At 72.0% G+C, this 19,488-nt stretch carries 16 protein-coding genes; 3 read left to right on the forward strand and 13 right to left on the reverse strand.

Annotated features, from left to right (window positions below; genetic code table 11):
• Nucleotides 1-21 precede the first annotated feature (21 nt).
• The 4 genes from ACI2LY_RS06200 to ACI2LY_RS06215 form a co-directional block, all read right to left on the reverse strand.
• A complete protein-coding gene (locus tag ACI2LY_RS06200) occupies nt 22-864 on the reverse strand; it encodes an inositol monophosphatase family protein (protein WP_393911638.1) in 843 nt (280 codons plus the stop codon).
• Between the two features lie 100 nt (nt 865-964).
• On the reverse strand, nt 965-1,087 hold the full coding sequence (locus ACI2LY_RS06205; RefSeq protein WP_404706106.1) for a hypothetical protein: 123 nt from the start codon (nt 1,085-1,087) through the stop codon (nt 965-967).
• Entirely contained in the window at nt 1,084-2,880 is a 1,797-nt protein-coding gene (locus ACI2LY_RS06210; RefSeq protein WP_404706107.1) for a gamma-glutamyltransferase family protein, read from the reverse strand. Before ACI2LY_RS06210 ends, ACI2LY_RS06205 begins: the two co-directional genes overlap by 4 nt.
• A gap of 159 nt (nt 2,881-3,039) precedes the next feature.
• Entirely contained in the window at nt 3,040-4,188 is a 1,149-nt protein-coding gene (locus ACI2LY_RS06215) for an alpha-lytic protease prodomain-containing protein (RefSeq protein ID WP_404706108.1), read from the reverse strand.
• A gap of 320 nt (nt 4,189-4,508) precedes the next feature.
• On the opposite strand from ACI2LY_RS06215, the gene ACI2LY_RS06220 reads away from it, so the two are divergent.
• Nucleotides 4,509-5,180, forward strand: coding sequence for a hypothetical protein (locus ACI2LY_RS06220; RefSeq protein ID WP_404706109.1), 672 nt, complete (start codon nt 4,509-4,511; stop codon nt 5,178-5,180).
• A 54-nt stretch (nt 5,181-5,234) separates the two neighbouring features.
• On the opposite strand, the gene ACI2LY_RS06225 is transcribed toward ACI2LY_RS06220, so the two are convergent.
• From ACI2LY_RS06225 to ACI2LY_RS06265, 9 genes are all read right to left on the reverse strand, one after another.
• On the reverse strand, nt 5,235-6,761 hold the full coding sequence (locus ACI2LY_RS06225; RefSeq protein WP_404706110.1) for an NCS1 family nucleobase:cation symporter-1: 1,527 nt from the start codon (nt 6,759-6,761) through the stop codon (nt 5,235-5,237).
• 134 nt (nt 6,762-6,895) lie between these two features.
• Complete coding sequence (locus ACI2LY_RS06230) at nt 6,896-7,915, reverse strand: TIGR03842 family LLM class F420-dependent oxidoreductase (RefSeq protein WP_404706111.1); 1,020 nt, start codon at nt 7,913-7,915, stop codon at nt 6,896-6,898.
• Between the two features lie 11 nt (nt 7,916-7,926).
• On the reverse strand, nt 7,927-9,330 hold the full coding sequence (gene hydA, locus ACI2LY_RS06235) for a dihydropyrimidinase (RefSeq protein ID WP_404706112.1): 1,404 nt from the start codon (nt 9,328-9,330) through the stop codon (nt 7,927-7,929).
• Between the two features lie 88 nt (nt 9,331-9,418).
• On the reverse strand, nt 9,419-10,261 hold the full coding sequence (locus ACI2LY_RS06240; protein ID WP_135786177.1) for a nitrilase-related carbon-nitrogen hydrolase: 843 nt from the start codon (nt 10,259-10,261) through the stop codon (nt 9,419-9,421).
• Nucleotides 10,262-10,417: 156 nt separating this feature from the next.
• Nucleotides 10,418-11,995, reverse strand: a complete 1,578-nt coding sequence (locus ACI2LY_RS06245; protein WP_404706113.1) for a PucR family transcriptional regulator — start codon at nt 11,993-11,995, stop codon at nt 10,418-10,420.
• A gap of 23 nt (nt 11,996-12,018) precedes the next feature.
• Nucleotides 12,019-13,302 (reverse strand): aspartate aminotransferase family protein, encoded by a 1,284-nt coding sequence (locus tag ACI2LY_RS06250; protein ID WP_404706114.1) that lies wholly within the window; start codon nt 13,300-13,302, stop codon nt 12,019-12,021.
• Nucleotides 13,299-14,141 carry a nitrilase-related carbon-nitrogen hydrolase gene (locus tag ACI2LY_RS06255; protein WP_404706115.1) on the reverse strand — a complete coding sequence of 281 codons (843 nt, stop codon included), beginning with the start codon at nt 14,139-14,141 and terminating at the stop codon, nt 13,299-13,301. The genes ACI2LY_RS06250 and ACI2LY_RS06255 overlap by 4 nt, the downstream gene beginning before the upstream one ends.
• A 157-nt stretch (nt 14,142-14,298) precedes the next feature.
• On the reverse strand, nt 14,299-15,624 hold the full coding sequence (locus ACI2LY_RS06260; RefSeq protein ID WP_404706116.1) for a hypothetical protein: 1,326 nt from the start codon (nt 15,622-15,624) through the stop codon (nt 14,299-14,301).
• A gap of 96 nt (nt 15,625-15,720) precedes the next feature.
• Nucleotides 15,721-15,972, reverse strand: coding sequence for a helix-turn-helix domain-containing protein (locus ACI2LY_RS06265; RefSeq protein ID WP_404706117.1), 252 nt, complete (start codon nt 15,970-15,972; stop codon nt 15,721-15,723).
• Between the two features lie 33 nt (nt 15,973-16,005).
• Between ACI2LY_RS06265 and map the strand changes: the two genes are divergently transcribed.
• Both map and ACI2LY_RS06275 read left to right on the forward strand, forming a co-directional pair.
• A complete protein-coding gene (gene map, locus ACI2LY_RS06270) occupies nt 16,006-16,800 on the forward strand; it encodes a type I methionyl aminopeptidase (RefSeq protein ID WP_404706118.1) in 795 nt (264 codons plus the stop codon).
• A gap of 111 nt (nt 16,801-16,911) precedes the next feature.
• Nucleotides 16,912-19,482, forward strand: coding sequence for an ATP-dependent Clp protease ATP-binding subunit (locus tag ACI2LY_RS06275; RefSeq protein WP_404706119.1), 2,571 nt, complete (start codon nt 16,912-16,914; stop codon nt 19,480-19,482).
• Nucleotides 19,483-19,488: the final 6 nt, after the last annotated feature.

Genomic DNA, 19,488 nt, shown 5'->3' on the forward strand with positions numbered 1-19,488 from the left:
GCGACGCCCCGGCCGCTCCCGTCACCCGGTGCGCAGCAGTTCCCCGACCTGGCGGGCCGTGGTGGCGTCGCGGGCGGCGGTGAACGGCAGCGCGTTACCGCCGGTTATCCGGAAGGGCTCCCCGGTGAGGGTGAGGTGGGCGCCGCCCGCCTCCTCCACCAGCAGCAGGCCCGCCGCGTGGTCCCAGGCGGCCTCCCAAGAGAAGGCCACGGCATCGGTCTCGCCCCGCGCTATCGCCAGGTACTCCAGGCCCGCCGAGCCGCAGGAACGCGGAGCCACCCCGTCGGTCCACAGGGCGCGCAGGGCACGCTTCTGTTCCTCGGTGGTGTAGTCCGGGTGCGAAACGGCGACCGCCAGATCCCGGCCCGGCCCGGGCGGCCCCGCGAACAGGCGCTCCCCGTCCAGGAAGGCGCCCTTGCCGCGCACGGCGGTGGCGAACTGGTCCCGGACCGGCGCGTACGTCCAGGAGGCCAGCACGGTGCCCCGGTGGGCGAGCGCGACCAGGGTGCAGAAGCCGTCGTTGCCGTGCACGAACTGGCGGGTGCCGTCGACCGGGTCGATGATCCACACCGGTGCGTCGCCCCGGATGGCGTCGTACGTCGCCGGGTTCGCGTGCACGGCCTCCTCTCCGACCACGACGGAGCCTGGCAGCAGGCGGCTCAGCTCCTCGGTGAGATACCGCTCGGCGAGCCGGTCGGCGTCGGTCACCAGGTCGTGCGGCCCGCTCTTCTGGTCCACCTCGTGCTCGGCGAGGCGGCGGAAGCGGGGCAGGATCTCGGTGGCCGCGGCCTTGCGGATCGCCTCCTCCACGTCGGCGGAGTGGTGGGCGAGAAACTCCTCGATGGTTCCGGTGTCGTCGATCATGTGTCCATGAGACCACGGTCCGCCGACATCCCCCTCCCGGCTGTGGATAACCTCCCGGCCCGCAGGTGAGCCGGGCCGCTCGACCAGCCGGACCGCTCGATCAGCCGAGCCGCTCGTCCAAGCCCGGCCGCTCTTCCAGGCCCCGGCCGCTCGGCAACGCCCAGTCGCACGGCCAGCCGGACCACTCCGTCACCCGGGCCGCCCGCCCAGCCCGAGCGCTCACCGGCCCACCGCGTACCCCTGCATGCCGCGCGCATTGGCCGCCGCAGACAGCACGCCGCTGGCCGGGTCACGGGCGACCGCGCACAGCCGCCCCTCCGTCCAGGCGCCCCCCACGGTGATGTCATGCCCCCGGCGGCGCAGCTCCGCCACGACCTCCTCCGGCATGCGGGACTCGACGGTCACGCTGCCGGGCCGCTGACCGCGCGGGTAGAACGAGCTGGGGAAACCGTCGTTGTGCCAGTTCGGGGCGTCGATGGCGCCCTGGAGGTCGAGGCCGCCCCGGACCGGTGCGCGCAGGGCCGCCGCCAGGAAGAAGTGCGTCTGCCACTGGTCCTGCTGGTCGCCGCCGGGGGTGCCGAAGGCCAGCACCGGCACGCCGTCCCGGAGGGCGAGCGACGGGGAGAGCGTCGTACGGGGGCGGCGGCCCGGCGTCAGCGTGTTCGGCAGGCCCTCCTCCAGCCAGGTCATCTGGAGCCGGGTGCCGAGCGGGAAGCCCAGTTCGGGCACGACCGGGTTGGACTGCAGCCAGCCGCCGCTGGGCGTGGCGGCGATCATGTTGCCCCAGCGGTCGACCACGTCGAGGTGACAGGTGTCCCCGCGCGTGGTGCCGTCGGGGCTCACGCGGGGCTCGGCCGCCATGGCCACCGTGGGCTCGCCCACCCCCACCGCGTCGCCCGGCACGCGCGCGTGCGCGAGCGTCGGCAGCCGGACCGTACGCCCGCCGGGGCTCCCCGGCCGCAGCTCCCAGGAGGCGTCGGCGCCGACCAGGCCCCGCCGCCCGGTGTTGTACTCCGCCGACAGCAGCTCGGTGAGCGGTACCTCGTCCGCGTCGCCGTACCACGCCTCACGGTCGGCCATGGCGAGCTTGCAGCCCTCGATCAGCAGGTGGACGTAGTCGGCACTGCCGTACGCCGGGAGCTCGGCCGGGAGCAGGGCGAGCTGCTGGAGGAGGGTCGGGCCCTGGCTCCAGGGGCCCGCCTTGCAGAGGGTCCAGCCGTTCCAGTCGTACGTGGCCGGAGCCTCGTACGTGGCCGTCCAGTCCGCGAGGTCGGTCTCGGTCAGGGTGCCGGTGTGACGCGAGCCGCTGGAGTCCAGCGTGGCGCGGCGGGACTGGCGGAGCAGGGCCTCGGCGATGAAGCCCGTACGCCACACCGCGCGCGCGGCGTCGATACGGGCCTCCCGGTCGCCCGCGCCCGCCGTCTCGGCCAGCAGGCGCTTCCAGGTCGCGGCGAGGGCGGGATTGCGGAGCAGCTCACCGGGGCGGGGTGCGTGGCCGCCGGGCAGGTACACCTCGGCCGAGCTGGTCCACTCGGTCTCGAACAGCTCCCGCACGCTCTCCACGGTCGCGGTGACGTTCTCCACGGGCGGGTGGCCGTGCTCCGCGTACCCGATGGCGTACTTCAGCACCTCGTCCAGAGGTTTGGTGCCGTGGTCGCGCAGAAGCAGCAGCCAGGCGTCGAAGGCGCCGGGCACGGCGGCCGCCAGGGGGCCGGTGCCGGGTACGAGGTCCAGTCCGAGGGCCCGGTAGTGCGCGACCGTGGCGCCCGCCGGGGCGACGCCCTGCCCGCACAGCACCCGTACCTCGCCGTCGGCGGGGGCGAGCAGGATGGGCACCTCGCCCGCCGGGCCGTTCAGGTGGGGCTCCACGACGTGCAGGACGAACGCGCCCGCCACGGCCGCGTCGAAGGCGTTGCCGCCGTCCTCCAGCACGGCCAGGGCCGACTGCGAGGCCAGCCAGTGGGTGCTGGACACCATGCCGAAGGTGCCCTGGAGGGTGGGACGGGTGGTGAACATACGGCCTCTTTCTCTGCACGGGCTCCACTGCGCACGGGCTTACGCGCCCGGTAACTCATGCAGGATGCAACGTGTTTCGCCCTGGCGGAAGCAAGAGGCAGCACACGAGAAGGCCCCGCGAGCAAGCGCGCCCGCGGGGCCGTCGTGCGAGAGCGGAACTCAGGCGGTGTGCAGCGTCAGCCCGTACCGGCCCAGGATCTCGTTGATCGGCTGGAACCAGGTCTCGCCGCCGCTGGAGCAGTTGCCCCAGCCGCCGGAGGTGACGCCCTGGGCCTGGTCGCCGCTGATGAACGAGCCGCCGGAGTCACCGGGTTCGGCGCAGACGCTGGTCTTGGTCATCTGATGCACCGCGCCCTGGCTGTAGTTGACGGTCTCGTTCAGCGCGAGGACGTTGCCGCAGTGCCAGTGGCTGGTCGAGCCGGACCGGCAGATGGAGGTGCCGGGCGGCGCGACGTTGGAGCCGCGCACCAGCTGGTCGGAGACGGTGCCCCAGCCGAGCACGACCGGTACGGTCCACCAGCCGCTGCCCACGTTGACCCAGGCGTAGTCGTTGTCGGGGAACGACGAGCCCTGGAAGTTGCCGACGTAGGACCGGTCCCAGCCGTACACGGCCGAGGACGGCTGGCCGCAGTGACCGGCGGTGACGAAGCCGCCGTACACCGAGAAGCCGATGGAACAGCGGACGTTGCCCGTGTAGTACGGGTCTCCGCCGACCGTACCGGCCGCGAGGGTGCTCACCGATTCGGCGACCTTGTTGACGGTGACGGGGCCCGCCTGGCGGGCGCTCGCCAGGAAGCGCTGGACATCGTTGTCCGCGGCCTTGGAGCGGACCACGTCGATCACGACGGACCCGGCGCTCGGGTCGGCGCGCCAACTGGTCACTGCCTTGGGGGCCTTGAGGCGGTCGACGCGAGCCTTGGCCGCGTCCAGCTCGCGGGCGCTGCGCTCCACCGTGCGGACGGTGGCACCGGCGTCCTGGAGCTTCTGGCGGACGCTCGCGGAGGCGTCGCCGGTCACGGCCACGGTCAGCCGGTTGCTCTTGGCGTCGAACCAGGAGCCGCCGTACGCGGCACCGGCGGTGGCGCGTGCCTTCGGGTCCAGGTCGGTGGCCGCGCGCTCCGCCTTGAGGCGGGCCTCGGCCTGGGACTTGGTGAGCCCGAAGTCGTGCTGCATGGCGGTCAGCATGCTCTGCGAGGCGAGGGGTTCGCCCGCGTTCTGCGCGGCGGCGGGGAGGGTGCCCGCCGCGGAGAGACCGCCGAGCATGAGCAGTGCGGCCGCGGCGGCGCGCATGACTTTCTTGCGTCTCATGGGGAGTTGCCCTTCGTCGTTCCAACGAGGTGGGGGTGGAACAGCCGATTTCTGAGAGCGCTCTCATCAGTGCGGGGCAGAGCCTAGCGGCACCTTCACAACAGGTCCATGCCAATCACACGCCATCCGTTCCGGCCGTGGGAGCGGAGTGGACGGCGGGGCGATTCGGGCCGGTTCGGGCCCGCTCGGCACACGGACCGCGTCACCGGCCGAGTACACAGCGAGTTCGGGCTTCCGCGTCGCGCGTCCCTCGTGTGAGACTGGCGTCCCCCGTCCCTGCGGACCCCTTCCGTCACCCCCTCCCCCACGAGAAGTGCGCCGTGAGTTCTCTGCCTCTGCCGCTCGCCCTCACCGCTCGTCTGTCCCCGGTCGTCGTACTGGCCGTCGCGGGCTGGGCCCTCAGCTCGGGTCCCGCCGCCACCGCCAACTCCGGTTCGGCGCAAGGAAGTCAGGCGTCCGCGGATGCCTCCGCCGCCCCGGCCGCGTCCTCCGCCGCGCCCGCCGCGAAGACGTACGACGCCGCGCCCCCGCCCTGTACCGGCGTGCCCGTGGCCACCGTCAAGTCCCTGGTGCCCGGCGCGAAGACGGCGGGCAAGGAGATACCGTCCACCGACTCGCGGCTGCGCCGCACCTGCTCCTGGAACGCCCTCAAGGGCTACGACTACCGCTGGCTGGACGTCTCCTACGAGGTGGCCGCCACCGACGACGCCGCGGAGAAGGAGTACCAGCAGCGGGTCACCGAGAAGAGCGGCGGCGGAGCCGTGCCGGGTCTCGGTGACGGCGGCTACTCCGTCGTGAACCTCACCACCGAGGACAAGCAGCAGACCCGCGAGGGTGTGGTGCTGGCCCGGGTCGCCAACGCCCTGGTGGTCGTCACCTACAGCGGCAGCGACTTCGAGAGCAAGAAGGCCCCGGACACGTCCACGATCAACAAGGGCGCCATCAAGGCGGCCAAGGACGCGGTGGCGTCCCTGCGGAGCGGCGCCAAGTGACGTCGGAGCCCCGGCGGCCGGGTGACGGCTGCCGGGGCTCCTGCCATCACCTCATCAACTCGACGCGGGCGCGGGCCTCTTGCCGCTCACCAGCGTCAGCACCACGTACAGCACCAGCGAGGTGCCGAGTCCGACCGCCCAGCCGTAGTTCGCCAGCGGGCTGAGGGCGGGGATCGGGCGGCCGTCGATCAGCGGGTGGAAGTCGGCGCCGCCGACGGCGAGGACACCGCCCACCACGAAGGCGACCACCGCCCGCCAGTTCCAGCCGCCCGAGTACCAGTAACGCCCGCCCGCGCGGTACAGGTCGGCCAGGTCGAGGCGGGTGCGGCGCAGGAACCAGTAGTCGGCGACCAGGATGCCCGCGACCGTGCCGAGCAGGCCGCCGACCAGGCCGAGCCAGGTGAAGATGTAGCCCTGCGGGTCGGAGTACAGCCGCCACGGGAAGATCAGCACCGCGAGGACGGCGGTGATCAGGGCGCCGGTGCGGAAACTGACCTTGCGCGGCGCGACGTTGGAGAAGTCGAAGGCCGGGGAGACCAGGTTGGCCGCGATGTTCACGGAGAGGGTCGCCACCAGCACGGTGACCAGGGCGTAGATCAGGCCCACCACGTTGTCGGTCTTGGCGGCGAGCTGGACCGGGTCCCAGACCGGCTCGCCGTACACCGCCTGCGAACCCGAGGTGACCAGCACCGACAGGAACGCGAACAGGGTCATGGTGGTGGGGAGGCCGAACGCCTGGCCGAGGGTCTGGGCGCGCTGGCTGCGGCCGTAGCGGGTGAAGTCGGGGATGTTCAGGGAGAGGGTGGACCAGAAGCCGATCATGCCCATCAGGGAGGGCCAGAACAGCTTCCAGAAGTCGCCGCCCCAGCCCAGCTTGGACGGCTGGTCGAAGAGCGGGCCGACTCCCCCGGCCTGGTCGCTCATCCACCACAGCATCACGAACGCGCCGACCAGCACGAAGGGCGCGGCCCAGTTCTCGAAGCGGCGGATGGTCTCCATGCCCCGCAGGATGATGGCCACTTGGATCGCCCAGAAGATGGCGAAGGAGAGCCACATGGTCCAGGCGTAGCCGCCGATGTGCGAGGCGCCGGACCAGCTGTCGCCGATCAGCTTGCCCGCGAGGAAGAAGATGGCCTCGCCGCCGATCCAGGTCTGGATGCCGAACCAGCCGCACGCCACCAACGCCCGTACGACAGCGGGCAGGTTGGCCCCGCGCACCCCGAAGGAGGCACGGGCGAACACCGGGAACGGGATGCCGTACTTGGGCCCGGCGTGCCCGGTGAGCAGCATCGGCACCAGCACGATCAGGTTGGCCAGCGCGATGGTGAACACGGCCTGTTTCCAGTCCATGCCGACCGCGATCAGGCCCGAAGCCAGCGTCCAGGAGGCGGTGTTGTGGGCCATGCCGACCCACAGCGCGGAGAAGTTGTACGTCGTCCAGGTCCGCTTGGCGGCGGGGACGGGGAGCAGGTCCTCGTTGGCGTAGGGGCCGCTGGGCACCGGCGTGCCGGGCGCGATCTCCACCCGGCCGTCGGCGAGGGTGACTTGGTCGGCGGGTGGTATGGCTGCTGTGTCGGTCATGGTGCAGGCCAATCGGATGGGAGGGTCGGGACAGGCCGTGCGGGGGGGGTGCGTCCCGTAAGGGTTCCGTACGGGCGTCCTGGCCCCCTTCCGCGCGCGAGGCGGGAAGGGGGAGTTCGATTCGCCTGCCGTGCTCAGGCGTTGACGGCGGGAATGACCTTCGAGCCGTAGGCGTCGATGGTGGCCTCCTGCGCGTCGTGCATGTCGTACACCGCGAACTGGTCGACGCCCAGGGCGCGGAGCGCGTTCAGCTTCTCGATGTGCGCTTCCACCGGGCCGATCAGGCAGAAGCGGTCCACGATCTCGTCGGGCACGAACTGGGTGTCGGGGTTGCCGCTGCGCCCGTGGTGGGCGTAGTCGTAGCCCTCGCGGGCCTTGATGTACTCGGTGAGTTCGTCGGGGATCTGCGCGGAGTGCTCGCCGTAGCGGGAGACCAGGTCGGCCACGTGGTTGCCGACCATGCCGCCGAACCAGCGGCACTGTTCGCGGGCGTGGGCGAGCGCCTCGGGCGAGTCGTCGTCGGTGACGTAGGCGGGGGCGGCCACGCAGATGGTGACCTCGTCGGGGTCCCGGCCCGCGGCGACGGCGGCGTCCTTGACGGCCTTCACCATGAACTCGGTGAGGTAGAGGTCGGCGAGCTGGAGGATGAAGCCGTCGGCCTCCTCGCCGGTCATCTTCAGCGCCTTCGGCCCGTACGCGGCCATCCAGACGGGGAGTTCGGCGCCCGGCTTCACCCAGGGCAGGCGGATCGGGGTGCCGCCGAGGTCGGTCTCCTCGCCCCGGCCGAGGGCGCGGATGACCTTCATGGCCTCGCTGATCCGCGCGAGGGTGTTGGGCTTGCGGCCCGCGACGCGCATCGCGGAGTCGCCGCGGCCGATGCCGCACACCGTGCGGTTGCCGTACATGTCGTTGAGGGTGGCGAAGGTGGAGGCGGTGACCTCCCAGGTGCGGGTGCCCGGGTTGGTGACCATCGGGCCGACGGTGAGCCGGTCGGTGTTGGCCAGGATCTGGCTGTAGATGACGAACGGCTCCTGCCAGAGCACGGCCGAGTCGAAGGTCCAGCCGTAGGTGAAGCCGTTGCGCTCGGCCCGCTTCATCAGGTCGATGACGCGGGAGGCGGGCGGGTCGGTCTGGAGTACGAGTCCGAAGTCCATTGGCACCGGTCCTAGTTGAGGTACTGACAGGTGGAGCGCGGGGTGTAGACGCCGTGCCCGGCGTGGCCGGTGTACTCCCGGTCGGTGATCACGGGTACGCCACGCGAGAGGACCGTCTCGACCCGGCCGGTGATCCGCCTGCCCTCGTACGCCGAGTAGTCGACGTTCATGTGGTGCGTCTCGGCCGAGATCACCTGCTCGGCGTGCGGGTCGTAGATCACCACGTCGGCGTCGGCGCCGGGCGCGATGGTGCCCTTCTTCGGGTACATGCCGAACATGCGGGCCGGGGTGGCGCAGGCGATCTCGATCCAGCGGCGGCGCGAGATGTGGCCGTCGACCACGGCCTGGTGGAGGAGGTCCATGCGGTTCTCCACGCCCGGCATGCCGTTGGGGATCTTGGAGAAGTCGCCCCGGCCCAGCTCCTTCTGGCCCGAGAAGCAGAACGGGCAGTGGTCGGTGGAGACCACCTGGAGGTCGTTGGTGCGCAGGCCCCGCCACAGGGCGGCCTGGTGCTCCTGGGGCCGCAGCGGGGTGCTGCAGACGTACTTGGCGCCCTCGAAGTCCGGCTCGGCGAGGTTGTCGGTGGACAGGAACAGGTACTGCGGGCAGGTTTCGCCGAAGACGTTCAGCCCCTCGTCGCGGGCCCGCGTCAGCTCGGCCACCGCCTCCTGCGCGGAGACGTGCACGACGTACAGCGGGGCGCCCGCGACCTGGGCCAGCTTGATCGCGCGGTGGGTGGCCTCGGCCTCCAGCAGGGCCTTGCGGACCTCGCCGTGGTAGCGGGGGTCGGTCTCGCCGCGGGCGAGGGCCTGCTCGACCAGGACGTCGATGGCGATGCCGTTCTCGGCGTGCATCATGATCAGCCCGCCGTTCTCGGCGGCCCGCTGCATGGCCCGGAGGATCTGGCCGTCGTCCGAGTAGAAGACGCCGGGATAGGCCATGAACTGCTTGAACGAGGTCACCCCCTCCTCGACCAGCAGGTCCATCTCCTTGAGCGTCTCCTGGTTCACATCGGAGACGATCATGTGGAAGCCGTAGTCGATGGCGCAGTTGCCCTCGGCCTTCTGGTGCCAGGCGTCCAGGCCCTCGCGCAGGGTGCCGCCGACGTTCTGGATGGCGAAGTCCACGATCGTGGTGGTGCCGCCCCAGGCGGCGGCGCGGGTGCCGGTCTCGAAGGTGTCGGCGGCGTACGTTCCGCCGAACGGCATCTCCATGTGGGTGTGGCCGTCGACGCCGCCCGGGATGACGTACTTCCCGGTGGCGTCGATCGTCCGGTCCGCGGTGAACGCCTCGGCGGCGGAAGTGCCTGCGGCGGCCAGGGCGGCGATACGGCCGTCCTCGATCAGTACGTCGGCGTGGATCTCGTCGGAGGCCGTGATGACGAGGCCGTTCCGGATGAGCGTGCGGCGGCTCATGGGGTCCTCTCCTTCGTGGTCTGCTGCGGGTTCGCTGTGGCTGGTCGCGCAGTTCCCCGCGCCCCCAAAAAGCCGATCGCCGGTGCTTCTACGGCGCCGTCAGTGGCGTGTACGCACCCGGCTCGCGGTCCCTGTAGAACTGCCAGCGGTCGCGGACCTCGCGGAGCTTCGCCATGTCGAGGTCGCGGACGACGAGTTCGGTCTCCTTGTCGCTGGCCACCTCGCCGACGAACTGGGCCTCCGGGTCCACGAAGTACGTGGTGCCGTAGAAGTCGTTGTCGCCCAGGTCCTCCACGCCGACCCGGTTGATGGCGCCGACGAAGTACTCGTTGGCGACGGCCGCCGCGGGCTGCTCCAACTGCCAGAGGTAGCGCGAGAGTCCGCGTGAGGTGGCCGAGGGGTTGAAGACGATCTCGGCTCCGGCGAGGCCCAACGCCCGCCAGCCTTCCGGGAAGTGGCGGTCGTAGCAGATGTAGACGCCGATCCGGCCGACGGCGGTGTCGAAGACGGGCCAGCCGCTGTTGCCCGGACGGAAGTAGAACTTCTCCCAGAATCCCTGCACTTGGGGGATGTGGGTCTTGCGGTACTTGCCGAGGTAGGAGCCGTCCGCGTCGATCACGGCGGCGGTGTTGTAGAGGACGCCGGGCTGCTCCTCCTCGTACATGGGCAGCACCAGGACGATGCCCAGTTCCTTCGCCAGCGCCTGGAAGCGGCGGACGGTGGGGCCCTCGGGGATCTGCTCGGCGTACTCGTAGAACGCCTTGTCCTGGACCTGGCAGAAGTAGGGGCCGTAGAACAGCTCCTGGAAGCAGAGGACTTGGGCGCCCTGGGCGGCGGCGTCGCGGGCCGCCTGCTCGTGCACCTGGATCATGGATTCCTTGTCGCCCGTCCAGGCCGTCTGGAAGAGGGCGGCGCGGATCACTCGGCTCATCGGGACCTCCGGCTAGCTCGACGTAGGGGGAGCCTAAGAAGGTTGCGCGGCCGGTTTGAGTGGCAGCGTGTCACGTCTGCGGGGTGCGGGCGTGCCACCGTGTCACGTTGTGCCGTGGCCATGTTTCACCGCCGTTTTCCCAGGTCGTGGCATGTTTCAGCCCTGTTGCGCGTCGTGTGCGAGGAGTGCGATGTGCACGGAGGCCGCCTGTTCGAAGTCGTCCAGGTCGATCCCGAGCCGCGTCTGTATGGCCTCCAGGCGGCGGTACAGCGCGGGCCGGGAGACATGGTGGAGCTGGGCGGTGCGGGACTTGTTGCGGCCGGTCGCGAGGTAGGTGCGCAGCACGTCCAGCAGCTCTCCCTCGCCGCCGCACAGCAGGCCGTCCAGCTCGCGTTCGGCGAAGGACTGCACCTGGGGGTCGTCGCGCAGCAGCCGGATCAGCCCGCGCAGATGCACGTCCCGGAGCCGGACCACCGGGGGCGGGTCGAGGGCTCCCCCGGCGACGGCGTCCGCGACGTGCCGGGCCTCCCGCAGCCCGGCGGGCACGTCGTCCCAGCAGGTGCGCGGGTCGGCGGCGGCGATCACCGCGTCCGGCAGGTCGGGGGTGCGCAGCCGGGCGGCGAGGCGGGCGGTGAGCGCCTCGGCGTCCTGGTCGCGGGCGAGGCTGAGCAGTACGGCGGTGGCGCCGTCGGCCAGTTCCGCGACCAGTCCGGTCAGGCCGAGCGTGCGCAGCACCCGGTCGAGCCGCTCGGGCTCGGCGCCGGGCACCACGAGCGGCACGAACGTCCGCCGGTTGACGGGGAGTCCGGCCGCGCGCGCCCTGGGCAGCAGGTTGCGGGCGGGTACGGTCCCGGAGGCGAGGTCGGTCAGCAGCCCGTGCGCGGACTGCTCCTCCCAGGTACGGCCGGAGGCGCCGCCGAGCATCCGGTGCAGCACCAGCGCCTCGGCGGCCCGGTCGGCGAGCAGGCGTCCGGTGGCCGTGTCGCCCCGGTACCCGCACAGCAGCAGCCTGCCCCAGCGCTCCCCGCGGCCGCCCAGCTCCGCGCGGACCCAGCCGTCGCCCTCGCTGCCCCCGGCCTGCCGGGCGATGCGCTCCCAGTCGCGCAGCACGTCGTCCACGGCGGGTCGCTCCCCCGCTGTGGCGAGGACGCGGTGCGCGAGGTTGGTGAGGACGACGGGACACCCGCTGTGCTGCGCTACCTCGTCCAGCAGCCGTTGCAGCGGGGCGCCGGAGGTGATCAGCGCGGTGAGGCTGGTGCGGACGGCCTCGGACAGGCTGACGGCGGCGAACTTCCGTCGTACTAGCCGGGATTGGACCTCTTCGGTGAGTTCGGCGAAGGGGAAGGGCCGGTGCAGCACCACCAGCGGCAGCCCGCACCGTTCGGCGGCCCGGCGCATCACCTCGGGCGGGGTGGGGAAGGCGCGGCCGAGTCCGAGGACGACGGCGGCGGCCTCCGCGCGGTGCAGCGACTGGATGTACGCGGCCTGCTTGGCCTCGTCCCCGGCGAGCAGCACCCCGGTGGTGAGCACCATCTCGCCGCCGGTGAGCATCACGCCCACGTCGGCGGCCTCGGCCACGTGCACCCAGCGCACCGCCCGGTCGAGCCCGTCGGCCCCGGCCACCACCTCGGGCTCCCCGGCGAGCACCCGTTCCAGCGTGAGCACCTGCCGCACGGACAGGGCCGGTTCCTCCGGCCGCCGGGACGTGTGCCGGAACTCCGAGGTCATGGACATCCGCTGTACCTCGTTCTCTAGCTCTAGTACGTGCTTCCCAGCGCGTCCTCGAGGATGGCCGCGCCCTCCTCGGCCTCCGCGACGGTGAGCGTCAGCGGTGGGGCGATGCGCAGGACGCTGGTGTTGTAGCCGCCGCCCTTGCCGATCAGCAGGCCGTTCCGGCGGGCGGTCTCCATGACCGCGGCGGCCGCGGCCGGGTCGGCCTCGTCGGTGCCGGGCTTGACCAGCTCGACGCCGATCATCAGGCCCCGGCCGCGCACCTCGCGGACGCCGGGCAGTTTGGCGGTGACGGCGCGCAGCAGCTCGATGAGCAGGCCCCCGACCCGGCGGGCGTTGCCCTGGAGGTCGTGTTCGAGGTGGTAGGCGAGGTTGGCGAGGCCGCCCGCCATGGTGATCTGGGTGCCGCCGAAGGTGGAGATGCTGTTGGCGTCGACGCAGTTCATGATCTCGGCGGGGGCGATCACCCCGCCGATGGACATGCCGTTGCCGATGCCCTTGGCGAAGGTGACGATGTCAGGCGGGCCGCTGCGGTCGTGCGCCTGCCAGCCCCAGAAGTGCTCGCCGGTGCGGCCCCAGCCGGTCTGGACCTCGTCGGAGATCCACAGCACGCCGTGCTCGTGCAGGACTTCCCGGAACGCCGCGTACAGGCCGTCCGGTGGGGAGGTGAAGCCGCCGACGCCCTGGATGGGTTCGGCGATCAGCGCGACCGGGGGCCGGGTCTGGCCGAGGAGGTCGCGCAGGTCGGCAACGCAGGCGTTGATGAACGCCCGGTCGTCGAGGTGGGCGTAGGGGCCGCGGGTGCGGACCCCGCCGTGCACGTACAGGGTCTGCAGCGGGGAGAGGGAGGTCGGGGACCAGGTGCGGTTGCCGGTGATGCCGACCGCGCCGAAGGAGCGGCCGTGGTAGCTGTTGCGCATCGCCAGCACGGTGTTGCCCTGGCGGTAGGTGGTGGCGAGCAGCATCGCCGTGTCGTTGGCCTCGGTGCCGGAGGTGGTGAAGAAGACGCGCGCGTCCGGGATGCCGCTCACCATGGCGACGCGCTCGGCGAGTTCGACCATCGGGCGGTTGAGGTAGAGGGTCGAGGAGTGGATGATCCGGCCGGCCTGCTCGCTGATCGCCTTGGTGACCTCGGGCAAGGCGTGCGCGGTCATGGTGGTGAGGATGCCGCCGAAGAAGTCCAGGTAGCGGTTGCCCTCAGCGTCCCAGACGTGGCGGCCCTCGCCGTGGGTGATCTCCAGCGGGTCGTCGTAGTAGAGGGCGAGCCAGTCGGGCAGGACCTCGCGGTGACGGGCGTACAGGTCGTTCACGGGTTCACCAGCCCCTCGTAGGCGTCAGGGCGGCGGTCGCGGTAGAACGCCCACTGCTGCCGGACCTCGTCGATGAGGTCGAAGTCCAGGTCGCGTACGAGGAGTTCCTCGGTCTTGTCGTCCCCGGTCTCGCCGACGAACTGGCCGCGCGGGTCCACGAAGTACGAGGTGCCGTAGAAGTCGTTGTCGCCGTACTCCTCCTGGCCGACGCGGTTGATGGCGGCGACGAAGTACTCGTTGGCGACGGCCGCGGCGGGCTGCTCCAGCTGCCAGAGGTGGGAGGAGAGGCCGCGGTGGGTGGCCGACGGGTTGTAGACCAACTGTGCTCCGTTGAGACCGAGTTGGCGCCAGCCCTCGGGGAAGTGCCGGTCGTAGCAGATATAGACGCCGACCTTGCCGACCGCCGTGTCGAAGACGGGCCAGCCGAGGTTGCCCGGTTTGAAGTAGTACTTCTCCCAGAAGCCCTTGACCTGGGGGATGTGATGCTTGCGGTACTTGCCGAGGTAGCTGCCGTCGGCGTCGATCACGGCGGCGGTGTTGTAGTAGAAGCCGGAGCCGTCGACCTCGAAGACCGGGGCGACGATCACCATGCCGGTCTCGCGCGCCAGTTCGCGCATCCGGGTCACGGTCGGGCCGTCCGGGACCGGTTCCGCCCAGCGGTAGTGCTCCGGCTCCTGCACCTGGCAGAAGTAGGGGGCGTTGAAGACCTCCTGGAACCCGATGATCCTCGCGCCCTGGCGCGCGGCCTCGCGGGCGTACTCCTCGTGCTTCTCGATCATGGACTCGGTGTCGCCGGTCCAGGTGGCCTGAACCAGTGCGGCACGTACGACGTTGGCCATGAGCTGCTCCTTCGACGCGGCGTCCGAGCCTCTACGCCCGTAGAAACGGGCCGTAGAGGGACGAAAGTAAGCCTCTTGGACGCCCTTGCCAAGACCATCGTCAGCAACCCGCTGATTCGATCCCGATTCACACCCCTGCGGGTGAGCGGGGTGCCGGTCAGGGGGTGATCCCGGCGGCGCGGAGCGCGTGCGCGAGGTCCCGGTGGTGCTCCTCGGAGACGCGCCGGGCCGCTGCCAGGAGGAGGGGGGCGAGCCGGTCGGGGTCCTCGGCGGCGGTACGGGCCGCGTCCTCGGGGGTACGGGCCCGGACGCAGGCGTCCAGGAGGGCGCGGGCCGCTCCGTGCCGCCCCTCGGCATCGAGTCGCGTCACGGCCGCGCCGGTCTCCTCGGGCGGTCGCGCGGCGCCCTCTCGCAGCAGACGGTCGCCTTCCCGGGCGTGGCCTGCCGACTCCAACGCGGCTGCTGCGGCGACCAGTTGACCTGGGGGCAGTGCGGCCGCCTCCCAGCGGAGGGTGGCCCAGTCGGCGTCGAGACCGGCCCCCGCCAGGGCCTCCGCGAGCAGCGGGAACCGGAGGGCGGGCCAGCGGGCGGCTTCCGCCAGGAGGATGTGCGCTTCACCGGTACGGCCCGCTGAGCGGAGGGCGGCGAGGCTTGCTACGGCGTGCGCTACGGCGCGGTGATCGTCGGCGTCGGGTACGGGTTCCGCGCGCTCGCCGTCGGGCGTCTCCTCCGCCTCGGCTCCGGCGAAGCGGGCGCCCCGAAGGTCGGGGGTGGCCTGCGGGGCGCCGGGGAGAACGAGCGGCGCGGAGGGGGTGTCGTCCAGCCCCGCGAAGCGGGCGCTGCCCCGGCGGCGCTTGCGGGGGCGAGCGAGGGCGGCCTCCCGGCTGTCGGCGGCAGCGGGCGGGGTCGCCGGGCCGCCCGGCGCGAAGTCGGCCCCGACCGAAGGCCCTCCCCCGGGAACGCGTACGGCCGACGGTTCCGAGCGGGCCATCCGGGACAGCCGGTCCCGGAGTTCCGCGCACCGGGCCGTCGCCCGATGCCGGTCGTCCCGGGCCCAGGCCAGGTCGACGCGGAGGGACTCCGCCTCGGACTCCGTCGCCGCCCCGGCGAGGCAATGGGCCAAGGCGGCCTCGCGATCGTCGGCCTGGCGGCGCGCGCGGAGCGTGGCGTGGAGGCGGCGGGTCAGGGTGTCATGGGCGCCGGGACGGGCGTCGTACGCGGTGAGGGCGGCCGTGTGCAGGAGGCGGGCTCGCTCGCGCTCGGCGAGGGCGGGGACCGTACCGTATGCCGCCGCGAGGTCCCGCAGCAGGGCGTCGACGAGGTCCCATGGAGGCACCTCGTGTCCCTCGCGGCAGGCGCGCATGCCGTCCGGGTCGCGCCGCCAGAAGACCCCGCACCAGCCCGCGCCCTGGTCGAGCCGGGCCAGGAGGCCGTCCAGGTAGGCCCCGAACTCCCCTACCGTCGCCGTGAGTTGTTCCGCCATCGACCGGCTCCCGCCCGATTGCCAGCACTGCGGGAGTCAGGCAACACCAGGCGTGTTACGGCCCTGCTACGCACAGTTTGCGGAACGAGGGCGCCCTCAGACGGGCACCAGCGCGCAGCGGACGACCAGGTCGTCCATGGACAGCTCCAGCGCCCGCGCCAGCGCCGCCACGGTGAAGAAGGCGGGGGTCGGCGCCCGGCCGGTCTCGATCTTGCGGAGGGTCTCGGCGGAGATCCCGGCGACCGCGGCGACCTCGCTCATGCTCCGCGGGCCGCGCGCCTCGCGCAGCAGTCGGCCGAGCTGCTCGCCGCGCTCGCGCTCTTCGGGGGTCAGGGGGGTGCGCACCATGGCGCCCATTCTAATACCGGTATAGTAATTGGCATGGTTGAACTCAAGACGAACGCCTCCATCGAGGCCATGTACACGTCGGGCCAGGTCGTCGGCCGTGCCCTGACGGCGGTACGGGACGCCGCTGACGTGGGCGTATCCCTGCTGGAGCTGGACGAGGTGGCCCGGCAGGTGCTGCGCGAGGCGGGCGCGACCTCACCGTTCTTCGGGTACCGGCCCTCCTTCGCGCCGACCCCGTTCCCGGCGGTGATCTGCGCCTCGGTGAACGACGCGATCGTGCACGGCATCCCGACCGGGTACCGCCTGCGCGACGGCGATCTCCTCTCGGTGGACTGCGGCGCGCTGCTGGACGGCTGGGCCGGTGACTCGGCGATCAGCTTCGTGGTCGGACGCCCGCGCGCCGAGGACCTGGCCCTGATCGAGACGGCCGAGCGCGCCCTGTCGGCCGGGATCGAGGCGGCGGTCGTCGGCAACCGCATCGGCGACATCGCGCACGCCATCGGCACGGTGTGCCGCGCGGCCGGGTACGGCATCCCCGCCGACTTCGGCGGCCACGGCATCGGACGCAAGATGCACGAGGACCCCGGCGTGCCGAACGAGGGGCGCCCCGGCCGGGGCATGCCGCTGCGCCACGGGATGGTCCTGGCGATCGAGCCGATGCTGATCGCGGGCGGCGAGGACGGCTACCACCCCGACCCCGACGGCTGGACCCTGCGCAGCAACGACGGCTCCCGCGCCGCCCACGTCGAGCACACCGTGGCCATCACGGACGCGGGCCCGCGCATCCTGACGGCCCGCGAGACGGTACGGCAGGGCGCGGGTTCGTAGGGCGGGACCGGCTGCGGGTGCCCTTCCCCCCTCGGCGTGCCATCGTTTGGGGAGCGGCCGATCCGGGGTACCCGGCCGCTCCGCACGCGTCGTCTGCGAAGGACGGAAACGATGACCAGCGGCTACATCGGCCCCGAGGGCGACCCCTTCGGGGAGTTCTTCTCCCGCTTCTTCGGCGGCTCCGGGGGTGGCCAGGGCCAGCCCGGCGGCCCCCGCCAGATAGACATCGGCCGCCTGCTGAGCCAGCCCGCGCGCGAGCTGGTCAAGGGGGCCGCGCAGTACGCGGCGGAGCACGGCAGCCGGGATCTGGACACCCAGCACCTGCTGCGCGCCGCGCTGTCCAGCGAGCCCACCCGCAGCCTGCTCAGCCGGTCCGGGGCGAACCCGGACTCGATGGCGACCGAGATCGACGGCCGGGCGGGACCCGTGCAGCATCAGCCGGGCAAGGTGCCGCCGACCGCGCTGTCCCTGACCCCGGCCGTGAAGCGGGCGCTCATGGAGGCGCACGAGATGGCGCGGACCAGCGGCGCCGGGTACATCGGCCCCGAGCACGTGCTGAGCGCCCTCGCCATGAACCCCGACTCGGCCGCCGGGCACATCCTGCACGCGGCCCGGTTCAAGGCGGAACCGGCGCCGCCCGAGGCACCGGACACCGCGCAGGGCCGCCAGGACCGCCCGCGCCCCTCGTCCACGCCGACGCTGGACAAGTACGGGCGCGATCTGACCGAGCTGGCCCGCGAGAACCGGATCGACCCGGTGATCGGCCGGGAGAACGAGATCGAGCAGACCATCGAGGTGCTGTCCCGGCGCGGCAAGAACAACCCGGTGCTGATCGGTGACGCGGGCGTCGGCAAGACGGCCGTGGTCGAGGGGCTGGCGCAGCGCATCGCGGACGGGGACGTGCCCGAGGGTCTGGAGGAGCGCCGGGTGGTGGCGCTGGACCTGACCTCGGTGGTGGCCGGGACCCGCTACCGGGGCGACTTCGAGGAGCGCCTGAACAACATCGTGCAGGAGATCCGCGCGCACTCGGACAAGCTGGTCGTGTTCATCGACGAGCTGCACACCGTGGTGGGTGCGGGCACCGGGGGTGAGGGCGGCGCCATGGACGCGGGCAACATCCTCAAGCCCGCCCTGGCCCGCGGCGAGCTGCACATCGTCGGCGCGACCACGCTGGAGGAGTTCCGGCGGATCGAGAAGGACGCGGCGCTGGCCCGCCGGTTCCAGCCGATCCAGGTGCCGGAGCCGAGTGTCGAGGACGCGCTGGAGATCCTGCGCGGACTCCGTGACCGCTACGAGGCCCACCACCAGGTCCGCTACTCGGATGAGGCGCTCGCCGCCGCCGTGGAGCTGTCCGACCGCTATCTCACCGACCGTCGGCTCCCCGACAAGGCGATCGACCTGATCGACCAGGCGGGCGCGCGGGTGCGGCTCGGCGCCCGGACCAAGGGCGCGGACGTACGGGCGCTGGAGCGCGAGGCCGAGCAGCTGGTCCGGGACAAGGACCAGGCGGTGGCGGACGAACAGTACGAGCAGGCAACGCAGTTGCGGGACCGGATCGCCGACATCCAGCGCCGGATCTCGGAGGCGGCCGATGACGGGGAGGCCGTCGAGGGGCAGAACCTCCAGGTGACGGCGGAGGCCATCGCCGAGGTGGTGTCCCGGCAGACCGGGGTCCCGGTGAGCCGACTGACCCAGGAGGAGAAGGACCGCCTCCTCGGCCTCGAGGAGCATCTGCACGAGCGGGTGATCGGCCAGGACCAGGCGGTCAACGTGGTCGCCGACGCCGTACTGCGCTCCCGTGCGGGCCTGTCCAGCCCGGACCGGCCCATCGGCAGCTTCCTGTTCCTCGGCCCGACCGGCGTCGGCAAGACCGAACTGGCCCGCGCGCTGGCCGAGTCGCTGTTCGGCAGCGAGGACCGCATGGTACGGCTCGACATGAGCGAGTACCAGGAGCGGCACACCGTCTCCCGGCTGGTCGGGGCCCCGCCCGGTTACGTCGGCCACGAGGAGGCGGGCCAGCTCACCGAGGTGGTGCGCAGGCATCCGTACTCGCTGCTGTTGCTGGACGAGGTGGAGAAGGCGCACCCGGACGTGTTCAACATCCTGCTCCAGGTGCTGGACGACGGTCGGTTGACCGACGCCCAGGGGCGGACCGTGGACTTCACCAACACGGTGATCGTGATGACCAGCAACCTGGGCTCGGACGTCATCACCCGGCGCGGTGCCGGGATCGGCTTCGGGCCGGGCGGCGCGGACGCGGACGAGGAGGCCCGGCGGGAGCAGATCCTGCGCCCGCTGCGGGAGCACTTCCGGCCCGAGTTCCTCAACCGGATCGACGAGATCGTGGTGTTCCGCCAGCTCACGCCCGAGCAACTGCGCCGGATCACCGACCTGTTGCTGAACGGCACCCGTGAGCTGACCAACGCGCGGGGTGTGACGGTCGATTTCACCGACGCGGCCGTGGACTGGCTGGCCGAGCGCGGCCATCAGCCGGAGTACGGGGCCCGTCCGCTGCGCCGTACGATCCAGCGCGAGGTGGACAACCAGCTGTCCCGGCTGCTGTTGAACGGCACGGTGGCCGAGGGCGGCGAGGTGACGGTCGATGTGGCGGACGGGCGGCTGGACTTCCGGGTCCAGGGCCAGGAGGCCCAGCCGGCGGAGGCGCGACGCGAGGGCGCTTGAGGCGTC

This window comes from Streptomyces sp. NPDC002176, from assembly GCF_044903645.1.
Classification (GTDB): Bacteria; Actinomycetota; Actinomycetes; order Streptomycetales; family Streptomycetaceae; genus Streptomyces.

Bases quoted from the DNA above. Each gene is read 5' to 3' on its own strand.
- ACI2LY_RS06255 (WP_404706115.1), bottom strand. From the start codon at position 14,141: ATGGCCAACGTCGTACGTGCCGCACTGGTTCAGGCCACCTGGACCGGC.
- ACI2LY_RS06225 (WP_404706110.1), bottom strand. From the start codon at position 6,761: ATGACCGACACAGCAGCCATACCACCCGCCGACCAAGTCACCCTCGCC.
- ACI2LY_RS06245 (WP_404706113.1), bottom strand. From the start codon at position 11,995: ATGTCCATGACCTCGGAGTTCCGGCACACGTCCCGGCGGCCGGAGGAA.
- ACI2LY_RS06230 (WP_404706111.1), bottom strand. From the start codon at position 7,915: ATGGACTTCGGACTCGTACTCCAGACCGACCCGCCCGCCTCCCGCGTC.
- ACI2LY_RS06200 (WP_393911638.1), bottom strand. From the start codon at position 864: ATGATCGACGACACCGGAACCATCGAGGAGTTTCTCGCCCACCACTCC.
- ACI2LY_RS06215 (WP_404706108.1), bottom strand. From the start codon at position 4,188: ATGAGACGCAAGAAAGTCATGCGCGCCGCCGCGGCCGCACTGCTCATG.
- ACI2LY_RS06265 (WP_404706117.1), bottom strand. From the start codon at position 15,972: ATGGTGCGCACCCCCCTGACCCCCGAAGAGCGCGAGCGCGGCGAGCAG.
- ACI2LY_RS06210 (WP_404706107.1), bottom strand. From the start codon at position 2,880: ATGTTCACCACCCGTCCCACCCTCCAGGGCACCTTCGGCATGGTGTCC.
- ACI2LY_RS06240 (WP_135786177.1), bottom strand. From the start codon at position 10,261: ATGAGCCGAGTGATCCGCGCCGCCCTCTTCCAGACGGCCTGGACGGGC.
- ACI2LY_RS06260 (WP_404706116.1), bottom strand. From the start codon at position 15,624: ATGGCGGAACAACTCACGGCGACGGTAGGGGAGTTCGGGGCCTACCTG.
- ACI2LY_RS06275 (WP_404706119.1), top strand. From the start codon at position 16,912: ATGACCAGCGGCTACATCGGCCCCGAGGGCGACCCCTTCGGGGAGTTC.
- hydA (WP_404706112.1), bottom strand. From the start codon at position 9,330: ATGAGCCGCCGCACGCTCATCCGGAACGGCCTCGTCATCACGGCCTCC.
- map (WP_404706118.1), top strand. From the start codon at position 16,006: ATGGTTGAACTCAAGACGAACGCCTCCATCGAGGCCATGTACACGTCG.